Below are 22,723 nucleotides of genomic sequence, written 5' to 3' on the forward strand. Positions count from 1 at the left end.
AGTTCCCTTTAAAAGGTTTTTGTAGGTTTACTAGGGAATTTCGAAAAAGTGTGAATTAACTCACTACATCCGAACGGGATGAAATGTTAAGGTGTTAATACAAATTCAATTAAATTGATAATTATTAGTTTATTACGTATTTCTGGCAATTGACTCTCCGAATTAAGATCAATACCTGGTAATCTCCCGATTTTTCGTCACATAAACCCATTCCTATTTAATATATATTCATTATAAATTGCTTAAATATCCATAAAATAAATATAAAATTACGCATATTTATACGCCATATTGAATGCTTCGTTTTGAATACTATTTATCCTAGTGTTTTTATATAATTACTAGATAATTAGTCTTACATATATTGGTCAAGAATGCTTTGATTACATATTACAAAGAAAGCTGGAGCGATTATGGAATGTAAAAAGATGATCATGAGAAAAATGGCAGCGGTTATTCTGATTTTCGCTTTAGTGGCGGCATGTATTCTGCCCAATCACGCGGAAGCCGCAGCAGGTTTGGATCAAGCCACGACTCAACGTCTAGAAGCATTTATTCATGAGAAAATGCAGGAAGGTCATATCCCCGGAATGACAGTAGTGGTGGTTCGGGGAAAAGAAACGGCTTACCTCAAAAGTTTTGGGTATGCAAATGTGGACAAGCAAGCTCCTGTTACACCTGAGACAAGCTTTGAAATTGCCTCTTGTTCTAAGGGATTCACAGCACTTGCCGTACTGCAGCTACAGCAGCAGGGTTTGTTGAAGCTGGATGATCCTGTTTCGAAGTATTTTCCATGGTTCCAAGCCAAGTACAAACACCAAAATGTCGAGATTACACTGCGACAGTTGCTACACCACTCCAGCGGCATTCCATGGTATACGATTACCGACATTCCGATCTCCAACCGCGTCGATTCACTCGAACAGGTTGTTAGGAATGTGAATGGCTTAGAATTACATAACCGTCCTGGCGAACGCTTTGAATATGCCACCATTAACTATGCCATCGTGGGGGCTGTCATTCAAAAGGTCACAGGGCAGCCTTACGAAGATTATATGAAGGCCCATATTTTTCAGCCATTGGGTCTGCATAAGACCACTCTTTACCCCACAGAAGCCGCACCCACACTGGCAACAGGCTACAAGAACGGCTTTTTTCAAGCACGTGAATATCAATCCCCTGTCTTTAGGGGAAATCGTCCTGCTGGTTATATCATGATGGACGGTAATGACCTCGCTACCTGGCTCAAATATCAACTGGGTAGCCTGAAATCTCCCATGACTCCATTAATTATGGAAACGCATGCGCCTGACCGCACTGTGGCTCCCAGCAAGTTTGATATGTCGTCTTATGCTATGGGCTGGGCTGATTATCAAAGCGGAAATGGAGAGGTGTCGAAGGCTGGATTAAATCCGAATTTTTCTGCATATATGGTTTTTCGCCCTCAAGATCAGCTCGCTGTAGGGATTATGGCGAATAACGGTACCACTTTAACGTATATTACGGGTCACGGCCTGATGGATATTTTACGAGATCGTCAACCTGTGTCTCCGTATGAGCCGGATCAGAAAACAGATAATGCATGGTCCGTCATTACGATTATGCTGGCATGTTATGTGCTGGCTGTAGGAGTTCTGCTAATTACAGTTGTTCGGGACATCATCCGCAAACAACGTGTTTATAAGTCTTTGAATCCAAAAAAGCTGCTCACATGGCTGGTGTTTTTACTTTGCAGTACACCGTTTTTGTATGGAGTTTATCTGGTTCCTACTGCGATGCAAGGGGTTTCCTGGACAACCGCGATTGTCTGGTCTCCGTTTAGCTTTCCGTTTGCGATTGGGGCCTTGGGCCTAGGATTGCTCTTGAGCTTTGTCTACTTGGTGCTGGGTACGCTTTTCCCTAACGCAGATGAAACTAGACGTTCGCTTCCTTTATTGGTGATGATGAGCTTGCTGAGCGGTGCGGCGAATGCCTTTGTCATTTTTATCGTCAATTTCTCGATTGGCAGCGAGATTCCGCTCAAATACCTGCTGTATTATTTCGGGCTGGCGTTGGCAGTATATATTTTCGGCCGCAAGCTGATTGAAACCAAATTAGTGAAGATCACCTATAACATGATTTATCGAAAACGGATGGAACTCATTCAACGAGTGCTGCACAGCTCTTATGACAAATTAGAACGCATGGACAATGGCAAAATTTTAGCCACTTTAAATAATGATACGGAGATGGTCGGCTTCTCGGCTAATGTGGCGGTCGGGTTCGCAACCAGCTTGCTGACTGTCATCTGCTGCTTTGTTTATCTCGGTACGATTTCGTTTTGGGGAACAATTCTCTCGCTGGTCGTGATTGCGGTGATTGCCGCATTTTATAGCCTTGTCAGCGGTACGGCTAACCGTTATTGGGAAGAGGCGAGGGATACCCAAAACGTATATTTGGGGTTTATCGATCACATGCTCAAAGGCTTTAAAGAGCTTAGTATGCATGGTCGCAAAAAGGCGGAGTTCGGGAGCGATTTTCAGGATAGCTGTGAACAGTATCGGCAAAAACGCTCGGTGTCCCGTATTAAATTTACCAATGCGCTGGTGCTGGGCGAAACGCTGCTGATTTTAATTTTAGGTGTAGTAACCTTTGTGTTCCCGACGATTTTCCCGAACATAAAGGATTACACATTAATTCAATTTGTTGTCGTGTTTCTATATTTGATTGGACCGATCAACGGGTTGTTGCAGGCTGTGCCGGAGTTGTTCCAGATTCGGACCTCATGGCGAAGAATTAAAACCTTTATTGCGGAAATGCCAACTAATGACAGTGGAGAAGTACATGATACTGCGAGTGTGGTGGATGAAGAGGTTGCTGTGGAACGCATTGGTTTTCACAATCTTAGCTTTGAGTACAGCAACGTGACTGGAGAGTCCAGCTTTGTGGTTGGACCTATTACGCTGGAGGCCGCTAAAGGACAGATCATTTTTATTACAGGCGGCAACGGCAGTGGTAAAACAACGCTTGCCAAGCTAATGACCGCTCTTTACCCGCCACAAACGGGATACATCACGATCAATGGAGAAGCCATTGACCCACGTACCTCGGGCGAGTATTTCTCCACCGTGTTCTCTGATTTCCATTTGTTTGAGCGTTTGTACGACATTGATTATAAGGAAAAGCAATCTGACATTGAGCGTTATCTGAAAAGGCTGGGATTGGAGGATAAAGTAACGGTTAAGGATGGATATTTTAGCACGCTCAAGCTATCTGGCGGCCAGCGGAAGCGGCTTGCGCTGTTGATCTGTTATCTGGAGAATCGACCTGTATATTTGTTTGACGAATGGGCTGCGGATCAAGATCCAGAGTTCCGAAAGTTCTTTTACCATACACTTCTGCCTGAAATGAAGGCGGCAGGCAAAATTGTTTTCGCCATCACGCATGATGACCATTATTTTCATACCGCAGACCGCCTGTTGAAGATGGAAATGGGACAGATGAAGGAACTGGAAGTACTGAGTGCTGAAGTCAGTGGCTCATAACCAATCCATTCAAATTTATAAAAAAGTGTGGGCTTAAACATGCAAAACTACATTGTTGTCAAAGGCGCTAGACAGCATAACCTGAAAAATATCTCTATGCGGATTCCGCGGGATCAATTGGTCGTCTTCACGGGAGTAAGCGGCTCAGGGAAATCGTCACTAGTGTTCAATACACTATATGCAGAAGGACGGCGACGCTTAATGGAGTCGCTGTCCGCATATGAGCGAATGGGCTTGCGAAAAACGGAAGATGCGGATGTGGACTTGATCGAAGGGCTGTCTCCAGCAATTGCGATGGAGCAAAAGACGTTGTCCCGGAACCCAAGGTCTACTGTGGGAACATTGACCGAGCTTTCTTCTTATGTGCGGTTATTGTTTTCTCGAACAAGTCAGGCCGTTTGTCCCTATTGCCGGGAAGCATTGCCTGTTCAGAACAGAAAGAAAATCACAGAGCAGGTACTCCAATATCCATCTGATACATCTATTGATGTATATGCGCCAATTCTTTCCATGCCACATGGCGGGCCTGTAGCGTTGCTGAAGGAAATACGAAAAAAGGGCTATACCCAGTTAAATTGGAACCAAAAATTGCTGGATGTACAGCAAGCAGAAGTTTTGTTCTCCAGCATGTCTCCACAGGTAGTACACCTAGGAAAAGAGTACAACCGGCTGGAGGTACTGGTTGGTCGAGTGACGATTTCAAATTCCGTGGAGCAAGTCAAAGATATTCAAGTTTTGGTAGACAAGGCGCTGGATGTGGGAGACGGATGGATGCAAATTCGACCTATGGTCGATAAACGATCTGCATGTACTCCAAACTCCGGGTGTTGCCGTTGCGGAATGATGGTCAGTGAAATCTCGGCAGGAGCTTTTTCATCCAATAGTCCTCTGGGTGCTTGTCCGACATGTACAGGACTTGGCACACATTATGAAGTGAATCTCGAACGTGTGATTCCTGATCGATCCAAAAGTGTGGCCGAAGGAGCGATCCACCTGCTTGGCTGGCAATGCGAGAAAGAGAAATTTCATAAAAATCGAAAAATTTTAGAGGGACTGGCGACCCGGTATCATTTTGACCTGAATACGGCGGTAAAGGATCTGCCGAATGAGGCGTTATACGCTGTGCTATACGGTACTCAAGGGGAAAAGATTGCCATTGAGAATCCTGCTACAGGTGGCAAGTCAATGCATGAAAAATTTGCGGGCATTGTGAATCTCATTTATGAGCGCTTCAACGCTAATGCCAAGGACGAAATGAGCGCCATGAAAGCGGAAGATAAGGAAGTCATGAGAGAACAAGTATGTCCGAGCTGCGGAGGAGCCCGTTTGAAGGCAGAACGTCTTCTGTATCGTGTAGGGGATCAAACAATCCGTGATTTTTCGAATATGCCGTTAGTTGAGCTGCATGCATACTGCGATGAACTACTGCGAGCGGCCCCCCGATTTTTCCAGAGTCTTGCGGCTGTGGCACAGCCTATTTTACAGGAAATGAAGACTCGTCTGGCATTGCTGCTCGACATGGGACTGGACTACTTGAGTCTGAACCGTCCGGTGACGATGCTCTCGGGTGGTGAATCGCAGCGCGTACGCTTGACCACTCAACTAAGTTCAGGACTGATGGGGATGATCTACATTTTGGATGAACCCAGTGTCGGATTGCACCCGAAGGATACCGGCAAAATGATAGCCATGCTTCACAGGCTACGGGATTTGGGAAACACCATCTTGGTCGTCGAACATGATGAAGAGATTATGGCCCAAGCGGATTATCTTGTGGATATTGGACCTGGTGCAGGAGCGCTCGGTGGTGAAATTGTGGCACAGGGGACGGTGGAACAAGTCATGAGCAATCCCAATTCTTTGACGGGACAATATTTGGCCGGCCGGCGAGGTATTCCATTGCCCTCAAGGCGGAGAAAGGCTCGTGACGGGAATTATCTGGAGGTGCTGGGAGCGAGGGAAAATAATCTACAGAACCTGAACATACGCATACCGCTCGGTTGCTTGGTTTGTGTCACAGGGGTATCCGGATCAGGGAAAACCACGCTGGTTCATAACGTTATATATGAAAAATTGCGTGCTCTTCTGGATGGTAAGCCTGCATATCTGAAGCACGATGTAGAGATGAAAGGAGAAGCGTCGATTGATCAGGTGATTTGTATCGATCAGAAGCCAATTGGACGAACATCGCGATCCACTCCGGCTACCTATGTGGGGGTGTTTGACGCTATCCGTAAGTTGTTTGCCAGGACTGAAAGAGCCAGACAGCTGCAACGGAAGGATGCACATCTTAGCTTCAATTCACCGGGTGGACGCTGTGAAGTTTGTTCAGGACTCGGGGTGATCGTCACTGAAATGCAGTTTATGTCTGACGTTGAAATGATGTGCGAGACGTGCCGGGGCAGACGCTACAGCGAAGATATACTGGCCATTACATATCAAGAGAAGAATATTGCGGATGTATTGGAGATGAGTATTGAAGAAGCTGCAGTTTTCTTTGCTGACCAGCCTGTTATTTACAGCAAGCTGAAGCTTATGAACCAACTGGGTCTTGGTTATATGAAGCTGGGTCAGTCTGCAACGACATTATCTGGCGGGGAAGCCCAGCGTATTAAGCTGGTGGAGGAGCTAGGTCAGTTAAAAAAGGGGCGCAGCCAGTTATACATCTTGGATGAACCGACCACAGGCTTGCATCCTGACGATATCCAGCGTCTGCTAACCATCCTTCAACAGCTCGTAGATGAGGGTAATACCGTCCTCATCATTGAACATAATCTGCATTTGATCAAAACGGCAGATTATGTGTTGGATCTTGGTCCCGAGGGAGGGACCAGAGGTGGACAGCTGGTGGTGGCTGGAACCCCTGAGCAGGTTGCAGCCTGTGTGCATTCCCATACCGGCTCATTTTTGCGTAATGTCGGAATGGATTTCAACGAGGACGAGGTGAGAGCATGAGTAACAGATTGGACCATTTACGAATTCTTCCGACAGGCCCCTTAAATTATTATTTGCAAAAGCGATACAACGATCTGCCATGGGTGCACAAGTTTGGCTTGGATCATATCAAGGTGAAAGGTGATTTTCTGCTCATCCATGCGTGGAAGCCTGGGTATGTGAAGCTAACACGGGAGCAGGCGAGTCACTTCAAAGCAGCCATTGAAAAAGGAGAGAATCCAGAGGACAAGCTTCCTAAGTTGCCGGAAGCCTGGTTAGTGGACGGGGAAGATGAGCCTGATGTAGAAGGACTCTTGGCTAAGGTTATCGTGCCCGAGTTGTTTGAACTTCTCTCCCCGGAAAATCTTAAAGAGGACGTAACCAGTCCGCAATCTATCCGGTTAAGAGCTATTTTGGAGCAGGTCGCTGAGCATGTACCTGTTTTTCCAGCCATTCAGAATCCCTATGAGCTGCGTCGTTTTCTGGAGGTCGTGAAGCGCCAAAAGCCTAAAACAGTCGTTGAGATCGGGACAGCCAGCGGCGGCGTATTTTATTGCTTGAGCCAACTGGCCGACCCGGAAGCCCTGCTCGTCAGTATTGATTATCCGGGTGGACCGTATGGAGGTGGTCAGGATGACAATGAGGTGCAGCTTTACTCCAGTTTCGGCAGCGCGAAACAGCAGTTTTCTTTTATTCGCGATCGTTCATTTCACTGCTCGACCAAACAGGATTTAAAAAAGGTTCTGGGAAATCGCCAGATTGACCTTCTATTTATTGATGGAGATCATTCCTACGGTGGTGTGAGTTCGGATTTCCGCATGTATCAAGAACTGGTGGCACCGGGCGGCATGATTGCTTTTCATGATATCAGCATGCGACCTGAGACGTGGGGAAGAGGTTACGATGTTGGCGTTTTTTGGGACGAAGTGAAACAAAGTTATCCGTCCTTTCAGGAATTTGTAGACCCAACAGGCTGTCGAGAACCGTTTATCCGTCACCCGCAAGAGGGACTATTCGCATATGGGATTGGCACTATCATTCAAATGTAAGGGGGAACAACCATGAGCCACCGTCCATTGAACAAAACACGTGTGGAGGATGTTATTGGTTTGACTCCCATGCAGGAAGGGATGCTCTACCACTATTTGCGGGACAAGGACACAGGAGCTTATTTTGAACAATACAGCTACACGCTACGTGGCCAGCTTGATCTGTCTGTCTGCTGTGAGGCGTGGAAATGGACGGTTCAACAGCATGAGGTGCTGAGAAGCGTATTTCGCTGGGAAAAGATCCAGAACCCGGTTCAGATTATCTTAAAAGGACGCGTACTATCTTTCGCTTTCCATGACCTCACAGAAATGGAGGAGATGGAGCAAGAGACGATAATACAGGAACTGCGCGCAGCGGACCGTGCTGTAGGATTTGACCTGTCCGAGGGTCCACTACTGCGGATTACAGTGTTTAGGCTAATGAATGATCGTCATATCATGATGGTCAGCAACCATCATATCGTGATGGATGGCTGGAGTAATGGCATTGTGCTGGGTGAGTTTATCCGCGCATATCATACGCTGCGTGCAGGCCGAGAACCGGAACAGATAAGCAAGCCGCATTTCCGAGAGTACGTGAAATGGCTTGGAAAGCAGGATAAGAGCGGAAGGAAGGCATTTTGGCAAGCTTATCTGGCTGGATATGAAGCTCAGCCCCTGTACCTGCTTGATACCACTTCTGCCCCAAAAATAAGCGATACGGCTTGCGAATCGTATATATTGCCGCCAGATCTGGTGAATGAGCTGGAAACTGTCGCGAAGGAAGAATCGGTAACGATAGGTACCCTTTTTACAGCGGCTTGGGGCGTTCTGCTGCAAAAGGTTAGCGGTCGGCAAGACGTGCTTTTCGGCACAACAGTATCTGGCCGCTCCAGCAGCTTGCCTGGAATTGAACGAATGGTAGGTCTTCTGATGAACACGGTTCCTATGCGGTTGCAGTCTGGGAATAGCGATACGCTGCAACAAGCGCTGCTCGATGTTCAGCAAGCGAGTATAGCGAGGCAGCCTTACGAAACAACACCGCTTGTGGATATACAAACCTACGGAAATTTCAGAAGCACAGAGCCTCTATTTGATACATTGCTCGTGATTGAAAATTATCCGCTGGAGATCAATCGACAAAGTGAATTGACCTTGGAATCCTTTGCCGGGCATAGCGTAACGGATTATTCACTTCTAGTGAGTATTCATCAAATGGAGCAAACAGCCATCCAAATGTTGTATCAGCCTTCAACATATGAAACATCGACAATAGAACTCTTATGTGAACGTTATGTCGCTTTACTCAGGCTGATGGTTACAGAAAGAGATTGTGCTATTCAGGATATTCACTCCTTGACGGAGATGGAAAAGGGACTGCAAGAGGTCTGGGCGATTGAATTTGATTATAGCCCGGATACTTTGAAAAGGGGTGTATGAAGATGAGAAAGCCGAAGGACTGGGAACAAATGGATTCCTATCAATGGATGACTACGAAGGAAACTGCCCACTATTACCGACTCATTGCTAATTTAATGAAGGAAATTCACGCCAAAATTCCGGATGAACAGTATCATTTGGACAAAGTAGCGACAGAAACGGATATTCGTGAGGAAAACTTTCAAGGGAAAAACTACCAACGCGCAGTCATGTATTTAATGTCGAACGGATGCGAGTGGGCTCTGAAAAATGGAAACGGCTGCACCATGTGCGGTCATTTAGCCAAGCAAACGCGCAAAGACGGCCCTCTATCCGCCCATTATTATTTGGAGCAATTTCGGAAGGAGTTCAATCGGATTGATTTTACCAAATATCCTTTACTCAATCTGTATAATAACGGCTCCATTCTCAACGACAATGAAGTTCCAGCTGAAGCATTGTGGGAGATCATACGCATGGTTGGGGAAAAGCCCGAAATCAAAATGCTGGTTATTGAAACCAGACCCGAGTTTGTAACGCAGGAAAATATGGCGGAAATTAAGCGCCTTTTACCGGATAAGCATGTGGAAGTCGCCATGGGACTTGAAATGATTGATGATTTTTTGCGGTATGTATGCATAAACAAGGGCTTTTCATTAAAACAATTTGACAAGGCCGCCCGCTTGGTGACTCAGGAGCTAAATTTACGCAGCTATGTGTTGCTGAAGCCGCCTTTTATTACGGAACAAGAGGCTATCGAGCATGCCGTACAAACGATTGAACATGCTTTTGAGATCGGTACGACGACTGTTTCACTGGAAAGCTGTACCGTACAGGATTATACACTGGTGCAGTATTTAAGTGATCAAGAGGCCTATAAACCGGCATGGCTCTGGAGCATCGTTGAGGTGGTAAAACGGACGGCGCATTTGGGGAAGATCATCGTCGGATTGTTCCAATTTTATCCTTCTCCTGTCGGGGTGCCTTACAATTGCCCGCAATGCAGTGATCGAGTGATGGAGGCGTTGAAGGAGTATAATCACACTCTTGATCCAAGCGTTCTGGAGCATCTGGATTGCAGCTGCAAGGCGGAATGGGAGAAAGAATTGAAGCACGTGCATCCTCCTTTTGAGGAGAGACTGAGTATTTTGAATAGTGAATTAATCAAGTAGTCCACCAATTAAAGATTATGTGGATTCGTCAGCTCATGAAGGCCGGGAACGGTTGACAGAGAGGGGAGTGTGTATGGACAAGAGTACGCATCTGAAAGACCGGATCATTGAAGAATATTGGATGAAAAAATGGTCTCAAGATCTGCCGCGGGAATTATTGCCTGTAAGCAAAAGCAAGTCTAACTATCAACCGGGAGCACGCAGGGAAACGTTAGAACGGGTTATTCCCAGGGAGACAATCCGCCAACTGGATCAAATGTCGAAAGGCTCGGAGCTGGGACGTTTTATTTTGTTCCTGACGGCGCTGTCAGGGCTTCTTCATCGCTATTCGCAGTCAGAAGATATATGTATTGGCACGACGACGCTTGTACAGGCCCAACCCAAGCCAGGAAATCTACTTTTTCTCAAGCCTCGGGTTCAAGGAAGTCGAACGTGGCGTGAACTTAACGAAGACATGAAGGTCGAGTTTTCCCGAACATTGAATCATCAGGCTGATTCTTTGTCCCTTCTCTATGACAAGTGGACATCTCTTCATGGAAGAGAGCTGCAAGAACTGTGGCAACTGGCATGTGTCGATGAGGGATTACAAACGGCGGTCGATGACCTGGATCGATTCGATCTGATGGTCAAGCTTGTACCGAACGAAGAAGAAGGTCGGATACTGCAACTCGTTTATCGACCTGAGGTGTACTCGTTGTCCCTACTCGAATCCTTTGCTGCCAACTTGCTGTATGTTCTGGAACAGTGGCCTGAGAAATCGGCGGTTTCTCTGGAGGATGATGCGGCAGAAATGCTGGCTCCACAGCAACGAGAGCTTCTAGTAAAGGGCTTAAATCAGACGGCTGTAGAACTGACGGATGTGAATATGCTGCATCAGTTGTTCGAAGAACAGGTGGTACAAACGCCTGAGCAAGCTGCTGTAGTCGAAGCAGAATATTGCATTAGTTACAGAGAGCTAAATGCAAGAGCCAATCAACTTGCCCGTGCTTTACAACGTCATGGAGTGGGTCCAGATGATATTGTCGGCATCATGACTGAGCCGACGGTGGAGATTATCGTGGCAATCCTGGCGGTACTAAAGGCAGGAGGGGCGTATTGTCCGATAGATCCGGCGTTTCCAGCAGAGCGGGTACAGCAGCTTTTTACGGATAGTCGGATGGAGTTGCTGATCTCACCGCCACAGTATGTGGATGCCCATCCTTTTCAAGGAACAGTGCTTGATCTGTCCAATCCCGCCTTCTATACAGGCGAGACGTCCAATCTGCCAGTTCAAGGCAGACCTGATCATATGGCGTATGTCATATATACATCAGGCTCGACTGGAACGCCCAAAGGCGTGATGATAGAGCATCGACATATTGTTAATCAATTGGCTGGGCTGAAACGCAGCTATGATTTCCATGAACGGTTGAGGCATGTTTTGATGGCTCCATTCACATTCGATCCTTCTGTGCAGCAGATTTTTTTGCCTTTAGCTACCGGAGGAACATTGTATCTGGTTCCGAAAGAAGCCAAGACAGATCCAAGCGCCTTTTGGGGATTGGTACGGAAGGAACGGATTAATGTGTTAAATACCGTACCTTCACTAATGGAAGTGCTGTTGGAGCAGGCACCGGATATTGAGCATCCCTTTGCTTTTATCATCATGGCAGGTGAGGTTTGTAGCGGGCAACTGGCACAGCAATTACGCGATAAGCTGAACATAGACAAGCTGTTTAACATTTACGGCCCGACAGAAGCGGCTATTAATACGACTTTGTATGAATGCCAACCTGTAGAGCAACGGGCAACTCTACCGATAGGCAAGCCGCTATTAAATTATCAGGTGTATGTTCTAGATCCACGGCAACGCTTGCTGCCCTTTGGGGCGACTGGAGAGCTGTTCATCGCTGGAGCTGGATTGGCGCGAGGATACTTATACAATCCACGCTTGACGGACGAACGCTTTGTGCCGAACCCGTTTGGAACCCAAACAGATCGGATGTATAAAACAGGCGATCTGGTGAGATGGTTGCCAGACGATAATCTGGAATTTATCGGCAGATCGGATGATCAGGTTAAAATCCGAGGAATGCGTGTGGAACTGGGAGAGATTGAGTCTCTTCTCAGAAGTCATCCGTCTATCAAAGAAGCGGTGGTCATCCCGCATGGATCAGGGGAGCACACCGAGGAACTTGCAGCCTTTTATACATTGAAGAGGCTGAAGACCTCGAAAGAATCTCCGTTAGGAACCAATGACATCCAATTGTACCTGAAGCAATATGTACCGGACTATATGGTTCCGGCACATGTAGTTTGTCTGGAGTCCATGCCTGTCACGGCAAATGGCAAGGTGGATAAAAAGGCGCTGCCTTTGCAACGGATTGGAGTAGCCCATACTCGTGCATATGTGGCACCACGTAATGAGTTGGAGGAACAACTGGCGGATATCTGGAAGAAGTTGCTGTCCGTGCCTGCCGTTAGTGTGGAGGACAGTTTTTTTGAAGCAGGTGGCAACTCGTTGTCTATCGTGCGACTGCAAAGCAGAATCCACCATTTACTGAAGACTCAGCTGACCATTCCGCAGCTTTTTACACATCATACGATCGCGATGCAGGCCCAAATCATTCAGTCCGGCGGTGTGGAGAAACCTATCAAACCCCTTCGCGAAATGGATACAAGACGGCAACATATCCACAGGGCTGAGCTTGGAGCCAAGGGAAGACACGGTGATGTTGCTGTGATTGGCATGGCTTGTCGTTTTCCCATGGCGGACAGTTGCGATGCCTTCTGGGACAATCTGTGTCGTGAAGTGGATGCTGTTCGCGACATTCCAACTCATCGGTTACAAGATATAGTTCATGGTTCAGATAATGTAGCTGGACAGTTAGGCTCGTTGCCGCAAGGGGCATATCTGGAGCAAATTGATGGATTCGATGCATCATTTTTTCATATAGCTCCTAATGAAGCACGAATGATGGACCCGCAGCAGCGCCTGCTGTTACAAGTTGTTTGGGAAGCAATGATGAATGCGGGATACTCGGAAAAAGAGGTGTACGGGTCGAAGACGGGAGTATTTGTAGGAACAGGTACACCGCAATATTTGGACCTGATGCCACAGATTGAGCCCTCTGCTATACCGGGGAATTTACAAGCTGTGATTGCCGGTAGGATTGCTTATGTCTTTAATTGGACAGGCCCGGCAGAGGTCATTAACACGGCCTGTTCCTCTTCACTCATGGCTGTGCATCATGCGGTACAGGAGATCACGTCTGGTGGCTGCGAAATGGCTGTGGCTGGCGGTGTCAATTTGTACCTGTCGATGGTAGATGAAAATCTCTTCAACATGGGAATCGCCGCGCCTGATGGCAAGACGAAAGCGTACGACGCATCGGCGGACGGTACAGGTGGTGGCGAAGGAGTAGGTGCTGTTGTACTCAAGTCACTGGAGCAGGCCGTGGCTGATGGTGATTATATTTACGCAGTGATCAAAGGAAGCGCGGCTAACTCGGATGGGCGATCCAACGGAATGACCGCTCCTAATGCCGCTGCGCAGGCTGATGTGATTGAGGAAGCCTGGAAGCGCGCGGGGATTGATCCAGAGACAATTTCATATATCGAGACACATGGAACAGGCACCAAGCTAGGCGATCCTATTGAAATGGAAGGCATTGCGCGGGCTTTTGGACGCTATACAAATCGTAAACAGTTCTGTGCGGTAGGATCGGTCAAGAGCAATATCGGGCATCTGGATTCAGCAGCAGGGATTGCCGGGTTTATGAAGGCAGTGCTGGCCATGACCAAACGCCAGATTCCAGCATCCCTTCATTTTAAAGTGCCTAACCCGCATATTGATTTTGTCAATTCTCCGGTTTATGTCGCTCCGTCACTTCAGGAATGGATGCCTGAATGCGGGATTCGTCGTGCAGGTATAAGCTCATTTGGTCTGAGCGGAACGAATTGCCATGTTGTATTGGAGGAATATACGCTCCAAAGAGAAGCTCCGCCTCCGGGCGAAGAATATTTGTTCACTTTGTCTGCCCGGACCGAACAAGCGCTCTACGCTTATGCCGAGAGGTTTGCGGCTTATTTGGGAAATAACCACGAAGCTTTGGCAGACATTTGTTACTGCACCAATATCAGTCGTGGAAACGATGCTTATCGTTTGGCTACCGTCGTCAGCTCGCAGGAAGAATTACAGCGTAAACTCAAGCTGTTTGCAGAGCAGGGCGATCAAAATGCGGCTTCCATATTACTAGATCGCGAACGAATATACGTAAATACGATAGGCAAAACAGGGGGAAATCCAGCGCCGTACAGAGTCCAGCCTGCGGAATCACTGGAACGTTTGGTGGAGGCTTATATGCAGGGCAGTGAGCTGGAGTGGGATGACTATTATCGCGGACAGAACCGGGTGCGTGTCCCTCTTCCAGGCTACCCGTTTGAAGAGAAGCGCTACTGGGTTGAACCTAAAGTTCAGCAATCACCGGATGTACCAGCCAGTGCGGAATTGATCGCTGACACGCAGAAGGGAGCTCCTGATTTCTGGCAGGCTACCGAGATGGTTTTTCAATTCGGTGAACGGTTATTGGAGGAGAGCGGATTCGCGGTAGTCCAGGGATATAAAGAGGCGGTTGATGAATTTGCGGCCCAGCTTATCATCGAACTATTCAGGCAATGGGGGACGCTCACGGAACCTGGAAAAGTATACAAAGAGTCTGAAATGCTGCATACAATAGGGATCACCTCCACATATCAGCGTCTCTTCCGGTTCATGCTGCGTTTCGTAGAGAAGCAGGGCCACGTACGCTTGGACGGTGAAAATATAATGCTGACCGTTGATCAGTCAGTTCCCGATCTGTCGGTGTTATGTACCCAATACATCGAGCAATATCCGGCATTTGCTGGAACCTTCAAGGTGTTGAAGTATTGTCTGGACGCCTATCCGGCTGTATTAACGGGGAAAAGATCGCCTTTGAGTGTACTGTTTCCCGATGGCACACCGCAATTTCTGGCGGGCTTTGCCAATCAGGGACGTACCCTGGGCGATCTGTGTGAGACGATGGCGCTGGACGCATTAAAGCAGCATATTTTAGCACAAGCGGGAAAACGGCTCCGCATTTTGGAAGTCGGGGCTGGCTCGGGAACGGTGGGTAAGGTGCTTTTTCCAGCCATAGCAGGTCTCCAAGTGGAGTATTGCTATACCGATTTGGGACGAGGCATCATTTTGGAAGCACAAAAGCAGTTTGCAGCGTATCCGTTTGTTCAATATCAAACTTTTAATATTGAAGAGGATCCTTTGGCGCAAGGCTTTGTGCCAGAACAGTTTGATATCATTATTGGTCTGAATGTGATTCATGCTACGAGCCGTTTACGAACCTCCTTGTCTCAGTTGAAAAAGGTACTTGCCCCTGGTGGAGCCCTGTTTATGATCGAAAAGGTGCAGAATGAGCCTGCAGAAAATCTCGTGTGGGGAATGACAGAGGGATGGTGGCTGTTCGAGGATCAGGATATACGAAAGGATTCTCCACTGGTTCCGACGGAAACATGGGAGCAGTTGTTGAAGGAAGAGCAATTCACGGAAGTACGGACCTTCCCTGTGCGTTTGCCCAACCGGGACAAGGCAGAGACCGCATTGATTATCGGTCGAATGAGTGAACAAGCACAGGTAAGTACAATCGAAAATTTAATGTACCGTGTTCGCTGGACTCCAAAAGAACTGAAGAAGACAAGAGAAGGTGCACTGGCTCAGGGAAACTGGCTAATCTTTAAAGACAAGCTGGGGATTGGTGACGAGCTGGCGCTTCGCTTGACGCATTCTGGTCATCAGGTGGTGATCGTAGAGACGGGGCAAATGTTTGAAAAACTGAGCCATCATCAATACACCATCCGGGCAGGAGTAGAAGCAGATTACCTTCAACTCATGAGTGAACTGAGACAACGGAATCAGCGCTTGAACGGTATCGTTCATTTCTGGACCTGCACAGATCCCCCTTCAACTCCAGTCGATATCGAAACTGTTGATGTTGCTTTGGAGTCAGGTGTTTATAGCCTTTATTTTCTGACAAAAGCATTACTGCATCAGGGCTTACATGAAACGCTCGATTTGCGAGTGGTTTCGAACTTTACACAGCGGATCTCGGATGAACAGTATATATCACCTGAAAAATCTGCGATTCACGGTTTAGTCAAAGTCATTTCTCAAGAGCATCCACAATTGCAATGTTTCGGACTGGATGTTGATACGATCCATCACACAAGGGAGCAAGTTGCGGATCTGATCATGACCGAGCTGCAAGAAAATAAAACAGACTCGTTCGTTGTCATCCGTCAGGAACGATATATCCAAGGCATGGCCCGTCTGGAATCGGACATGGTAAGCACCCCGGATACTCGGAATCATCTGAATACTCCAGCTCGGCGTTCCGTCACCATTCGTCCGGGTGCGGTGTATATCGTGACTGGTGGTGCAGGAGGCTTGGGACTTGAGGTCTGCCGGTATTTGTCCCAGCAAGCCCCGATCCATCTGGTCATTCTGAATCGGACAGAGCTGCCGGAAAAAGAGCATTGGTCACAAATTATAAATGATCCGGTGGAAAGACAAGCTGATGCTGCAACTTATCGTAAGTTGTCAGCCTTTGTAGATATGGAAAAATACGGATCGCAGGTCCATTACTACGCGGGGGATGTGTCTGATTTTAGGCAGATGCAGCTGGTTTTTGACAATGTACAAGCTCGTTTTGGTCCCATTAAAGGAGTGGTTCATTGCGCAGCAGCTAGCGGCGATACCAGCCGGCCGCTGGAAGTTCAGAATAGGGATGACTTTGGGAAGGTACTTTGCCCCAAAATTCATGGCACGTTAGTACTGGATAAGCTTCTTGCTGAGCGAGAGACAGATTTCTTCGTTCTCTTCTCTTCGGTAGCTTCGCTATGGGGCGGAGCTGGCGGTGGGGATTATGCGGCTGCCAACACTTTTATGGATGCCTTCAGCGCACAGCGGAACATGCGGGGGCAAACGACGTTGGCAATCAACTGGTACGCATGGGAGGGACTTACAGGACCAGGCTGTATGGATTATATGCCTGTACCGGATGCACTGGCTGCTTTCCACATGAGCTTGTCTTGTCCGCTGGATCAAGTGGCTATCGGCAAGTTTGATACACAGAAGCTCCGTGAATGGGCGCCGATGATGAAAATTCAGCTTGCACCGGATATGCTGACGGATCGACATCGAGCTGTACCGCAATCCACTAAGGAGGTAGGAGCTCCGTCATTCGTCAAGCCTAACCGTTTGGTGACAGATGTGAAGGTCAGTCTAAAGGGGAAACCCACAGAACCTTACACAGAATTGGAACAGCAGATTGCTCAAATCTGGGCCGAGGTGCTGGGATACGAAGAAATTGATGTGAGTCAACATTTTTTTGAAATTGGTGGGGATTCCCTGCTTATTTTAAAAGTGCTGAGTCTTCTGAATGAACGGGTTGATCCTGAAGTGGAGGCCGGAGATCTGTTCTCGTACGGTACAGTTTCACAGCTGGCGCAATTTATAGAAGGCAGGCTTGCCGCCAGTACAAAAGAAGTGATAACCCAAGACCCGCAATTACAGGCCGAAGCTTCTGACCTTGACCATGCGGATGAGGATTTGCGGAGTCTGATCAAGCGGGTAAAGGAGGACGCTATTTCAGTGGATGAGGCTATGAAAGGATATGAAAGCATATGAGGGATACGTTTGTTGAAGCCATTTTGCAGCTTGTAGCCAAACAGGAATTATCTGAAGAGCATGCGTATTCTCTGATCAAGCAATATCAAGTTCAGCTCAAAGCTGCGTCATCGTCTGCAGTCCACGAGGGGATAAACCGCAACAGGGATATAGCCATCATCGGCGTAGCTGGACGATTCCCGCAAGCAGATACCAAGGAGCAATATTGGAACAATCTGGTCCATGGTCTGAATGGGATACGAACGTTTCCAAGCTCACGTTTGGAACTGATCCGTCCTTTTTTGGATGAACACAATCAAGGGCCGTATATGCCAGCAGGCTATCTAGACGAAATAGATACGTTTGACGCTGCATTCTTTAATATTCTTCCAGGGGAAGCCAAATATATGGACCCACAGCAGCGTATGTTTATGGAAACCGGCTATGAGGCCATTGAGGATGCAGGTTATGGCGGAGAACGTATCCGTGGCTCACGGATGGGCGTATATGTCGGCTATAGTGAAGCGAGGTACAAGGAGCTGATCGAAAGTGATTCATCCACCGCTTTTGTCGGGAATTTTCCGCCCGTGATCGCAAGCCGTCTGGCTTATGCCTTGAATCTATCTGGGCCTGCACTCAGTGTAGCGACCGCCTGCTCCTCCTCTCTTGTCGCTTTGCATCTTGCATGTGAAGGATTGCTTGCTGGAGATTGCAGTATGGCTTTGGTGGGCGGAGTAGCCATTGGCGCTTTACCCACCAGATTGGAACCGGGAGGGCTTGGGATCACCTCGTCGCAAGGACAATCACGCAGCTTCGACGCTGATGCCGATGGTACGGGATGGGGTGAAGGTTGTGGCGTTGTTCTAATCAAGCCACTGGAACAAGCTGAGAAGGATCACGATTATATTTACTCGGTGATTAAAGCAAGTGCTATCAATCAGGATGGTGCTTCCAACGGATTGGCATCCCCGAATGCCCGAGCCCAGGAAGAAGTGATTGTAGAGGCTTGGAAGCGTGCAGGCATTGATCCGTCGACGATCTCTTACATTGAGGCTCATGGAACAGGGACCAAAATTGGAGATCCGATTGAAATCAAAGGGATTACAAATGCTTTTCGCAGGTATACGCAAAAAAGACAATTTTGTGGAATCGGCTCAGTCAAAAGCAATATCGGTCATCTGGATTCGGCCTCGGGCATGGCAGGGCTAATTAAAATGATTCTGGCTTTACAGCATAAAAAACTTCCGCCTACCCTGCATTTTGCGTATCCCAATCCGTTGATGAACTTGCATAGTTCTCCGGTCTATATTCATACAAAGCTAGCTGATTGGCGAAGTGAGGACGGGATTCCACTGAGAGCGGGTATCAGTTCATGGGGATTAAGCGGTACAAATTGTCACGTGGTGCTGGAGGAGTATCAGGGCAGCAGAGCCTCACTATCATCGTCCTCCGATGCACCCTGCGGTGAGGAACGAGTATTTACGCTTTCGGCATATAGTGAGGATTCACTGCGAAGATTGACTGCCCGATATATTGATTTTTTGGAGAGTGACGATATTCCGTCTTTGGAAAATGTCTGTTATGTCCTGAACACGGGCAGAGAGCATCATGCTTATCGATTGGCAATTCCAGTTTCGGATCGGATCAGTCTTTGCTCAAAGCTGCGCCAGGCTTATAACGCATTGGTCTATCAGGATGGAACAGGGCTGGAGCAACAGGGGATTTTTTGCACTATATATAGCGAGCCCCTGCCCCTGGCAGAAATGACGCTGGATACAGATGCACGAATGATTGCCCGGCGATATGTTAACGGTGAGAACAGACGCTGGTTGGAGGATTATTCGGCAGACGAGAGTGTCAAAGTTCCTTTGCCTACATACGCCTGGGACAAGCAGCGCTACTGGGTAGAGCCGCCGATCCAACGTCGAAGCCGTGGTCGTAACGAACAGTTGACAGCCTATAACGAAGTACGTGTTTCCTTTCGTGATGGGTATGTTCCGACGGAAACGGAAGACAGGCTGGCACGCATTTGGGGACGGATTTTGGGTATTGACGAGCTCTCTATAGATGCTGATTTCTTCGAATTGGGTGGAGACTCACTGCTGGCTACGGATCTGATTACAGCCATCAGTCAGGTGTTCCACACGAGAATTACATTGGTTGATTTGTTTGGACACCCTTGTATTCGTGAGCTTGCCAAGCTTGTTTCAGGAGGAGAAACAACGGATTACCCGTCTATCGAACCAGTGTCTCCACAAGCATTTTACCCCGTATCCAACGCACAGCGGCGTCAGTTTATTCTGAAGCAGCTGGCAGAAGATAATTTGAGCTACAACATGCCCGGAGCGGCTATGATCACTGGGCGTTTGGACGTGGAGCGCTTAAAAGACGCATTTGCTGCGATCATTCATCGTCATGAATCCTTTCGGACAGTGTTTGATGTCGCAGAGGATGAAATTGTGCAAAGTGTTCTTCCGGAAGCTGAGCTTGCGATATCACTGGGAGTGGCTTCAGAAGAAGCCGATGTGCAAAAGCTGATGGAAGAATTTGTACAGCCGTTTTCCTTGGGAGAGGCGCCTTTACTTCGTGTATGCTTGCTGCGATTAACGGATCAGCGTGATGAAGAGGACAAGCATTTGCTGATGTTTGACATGCATCATATTGTTTCAGATGGTGTTTCCATGGAAATCCTCATTCGGGAATTTACCAGTCTTTATAGCGGGCAGAGCTTGCCACCGCTACGTATTCAGTATAAGGACTATGCAGTATGGCAAAATGCTTTTCTGCACAGCGAGCAGTTGCTGAAACAGGAGAAATTTTGGCTGAAGACGTTAACGGAAGGGCGGGAGGCAGGACTACCGGTTCTGAATCTGCCCAGTGATTATCCACGGCCGCCTGTGATGACTTTTGAAGGGGGCATGTATTCGTTCACGATTGACAAGGTAGCTGCTGACCGCTTGCGAGCCCTGGGACAAGAACACGGGGCTACGCTATATATGACACTTCTGGCTGTATACAATGTGCTGCTGTATCAATACACAGGGCAGGAGGATGTCATTGTAGGTTCTCTCATTGCTGGAAGACGTTATACGGGGGTAGAGCATACGATAGGTCTTTTTACGAACTATTTGCCTATTCGTAATACTCCGGCAGGAGAGCGCTGCTTTACAGACTTTTTAAAGGAGGTGGCTCATCGGACTATAGCTGCGTATGATCATCAGGATTATCCATTTGAAAAGATGGTGGAGCACCTGGATCAGAAACGTGATCTTTCGCGCAACCCTATTTTTGACACCATGCTTATTTTACATAATCAGGGGATGCAGAGGACCCAATTTACGATGGGAGATGTGACGCTGGACATGGTGGACTGGGCCAAACACAGCTCAACCATGGATTTGAAGCTCGACATTTTTCAAGGGATGCAGGGAGAGCTAAATTGCACCTTTGAGTATTATTCCCGGTTGTTTCACCAACAGACAATCACTACACTTGCAGGACACTTGCTCAGCCTGATCGACCAGATTCTGGACCAGCCTGAACAAGCTTTGGCGGAGTACCGGATTTTTTCACCTGAGGAAGCGGACAACATGAAGCGGAAACGACGAGCAAAGGACTCCACTTTTGCGATTCCTCCGATTTGCCCGCCACCAGAGATTGAGTGGCATCCTTTATCTTTTTACCAAAAGCAGTTATGGCGACATCGGGGATCAACTCCTCATGTGATCGTTCGTGCAGCGTGGACAGGCAAGGTGGATCAGACGTTATTTGTCAGGGTATTGGAAGAACTGCAAGCCGAACACAGTACGCTCAGAATAGTCTTCAGGGAAGAGACTTCCGAGCCGACTCAGCAGGTGAAGACACATCTTCCGTTGGATTACACATTCACGGATGTCATAGAGGAGGATGCAGCTTCTTGGGCGGATTCTAGTGTGGCTGCCGAGTATCGTAACCCGTTTGAGCCACGACAAGGGCCGCTGTATCGGGTTCGCTTGGGGTGTGACAACAACGAACGGTGCCAATTGATCGTGGCTGTTCATCCATTACTAATGGAATGTCTGGACATGAAAGATTGGCTGGAACGACTGTTTATCCGCTATTCCGCCGCTGTTACGGATTCGGTAGTGGATGCAGTCCACACATTTCAGCCCATACCGCAGATTGACTTTACCTATTGGCAGCATCAGTTGTTACAGGAAGGATATTTGGAGCCGCAAAAATCGTACTGGACTGAAGCTTTACGCAATCCGCTTCCTCAAATCGGATTGCCGTTCAAACGAGGAGAAGATGCTTCTGTAACGTCTGAGTGGGATTCCATTGAAGTGACTCTTGCCACAGAGGAGACTGAAGCTTTACACATTTTTGCCTCCAGTCATGATAGTAGTGTTACGGACATTTTATTCGCCTGTTATTTCCTGCTGCTGCGGCAATTGACGCAGGCGGAGGAGCTTTTGATCCATGTCGTTCATCCCGAGGGACATCCGGTGCAGGGGAGTGGAATACCTTTACGTATCCAGCATCCTGTGCCAGTCAGAGTTTCAATGGAGGGGCTTTCGTCGTTTAACCCTTTGCTAGACAAAGTGAAAGACAGACGTCAAGCTGCACTTCAAGCTGTTTTATATCCGTTTCATTTGCTGCTGGACCCTAATGTGTCGAAGAGCGGGGCGGAGGATTCATCCCGTTTTAACGTCATATTTTGCGAAGAGGACTGCACGAGCTCTTTACCGATGGTAGGGGAAGTGAGATTGCGTGTATATCCTGCAGAACCAGCAGCACTGCAACTGTCAGTCGTGAGATTAACAACCGGACTGACCTGTTCCCTGAGGTGGAATACCACTTTGCTGGAATCTTCCTATGTTCACTCTATGTTGGAGAGGTATCACAAAATAATCAAGACCATTGCGGGTAGTGTGTCTAGCCTGTCCAAAGTATCCCATTAACGTGCGTTTCATTCAAAGGAGGCAATTA

Annotated in this window: 7 protein-coding genes; all 7 read left to right on the plus strand. The window is 47.8% G+C overall.

What is annotated here, in order from left to right:
• The first annotated feature begins 428 nt into the window (after positions 1-428).
• The 7 genes from ACUC6J_RS05770 to ACUC6J_RS05800 all read left to right on the plus strand — a co-directional run bounded on the left by ACUC6J_RS05770 (position 429) and on the right by ACUC6J_RS05800 (position 22,695).
• Positions 429-3,524: a cyclic peptide export ABC transporter gene (locus ACUC6J_RS05770; protein ID WP_447249903.1), complete on the plus strand. Its 3,096-nt coding sequence runs from the start codon at positions 429-431 to the stop codon at positions 3,522-3,524.
• A gap of 39 nt (positions 3,525-3,563) precedes the next feature.
• Entirely contained in the window at positions 3,564-6,479 is a 2,916-nt protein-coding gene (uvrA, locus tag ACUC6J_RS05775; RefSeq protein ID WP_447249904.1) for an excinuclease ABC subunit UvrA, read from the plus strand.
• Entirely contained in the window at positions 6,476-7,507 is a 1,032-nt protein-coding gene (locus ACUC6J_RS05780; protein ID WP_017426431.1) for a class I SAM-dependent methyltransferase, read from the plus strand. The genes uvrA and ACUC6J_RS05780 overlap by 4 nt, the downstream gene beginning before the upstream one ends.
• 12 nt (positions 7,508-7,519) lie before the next feature.
• Positions 7,520-8,926, plus strand: a complete 1,407-nt coding sequence (locus tag ACUC6J_RS05785) for a condensation domain-containing protein (RefSeq protein WP_447249905.1) — start codon at positions 7,520-7,522, stop codon at positions 8,924-8,926.
• A 2-nt stretch (positions 8,927-8,928) separates the two neighbouring features.
• Positions 8,929-10,077 carry an archaeosine biosynthesis radical SAM protein RaSEA gene (locus tag ACUC6J_RS05790; RefSeq protein WP_017426433.1) on the plus strand — a complete coding sequence of 383 codons (1,149 nt, stop codon included), beginning with the start codon at positions 8,929-8,931 and terminating at the stop codon, positions 10,075-10,077.
• 73 nt (positions 10,078-10,150) lie between these two features.
• Complete coding sequence (locus ACUC6J_RS05795; protein WP_447249906.1) at positions 10,151-17,776, plus strand: amino acid adenylation domain-containing protein; 7,626 nt, start codon at positions 10,151-10,153, stop codon at positions 17,774-17,776.
• Positions 17,773-22,695 (plus strand): condensation domain-containing protein, encoded by a 4,923-nt coding sequence (locus ACUC6J_RS05800; RefSeq protein ID WP_447249907.1) that lies wholly within the window; start codon positions 17,773-17,775, stop codon positions 22,693-22,695. The genes ACUC6J_RS05795 and ACUC6J_RS05800 overlap by 4 nt, the downstream gene beginning before the upstream one ends.
• Positions 22,696-22,723 lie beyond the last annotated feature (28 nt).

It is taken from the genome of Paenibacillus sp. JJ1683, assembly GCF_053006485.1.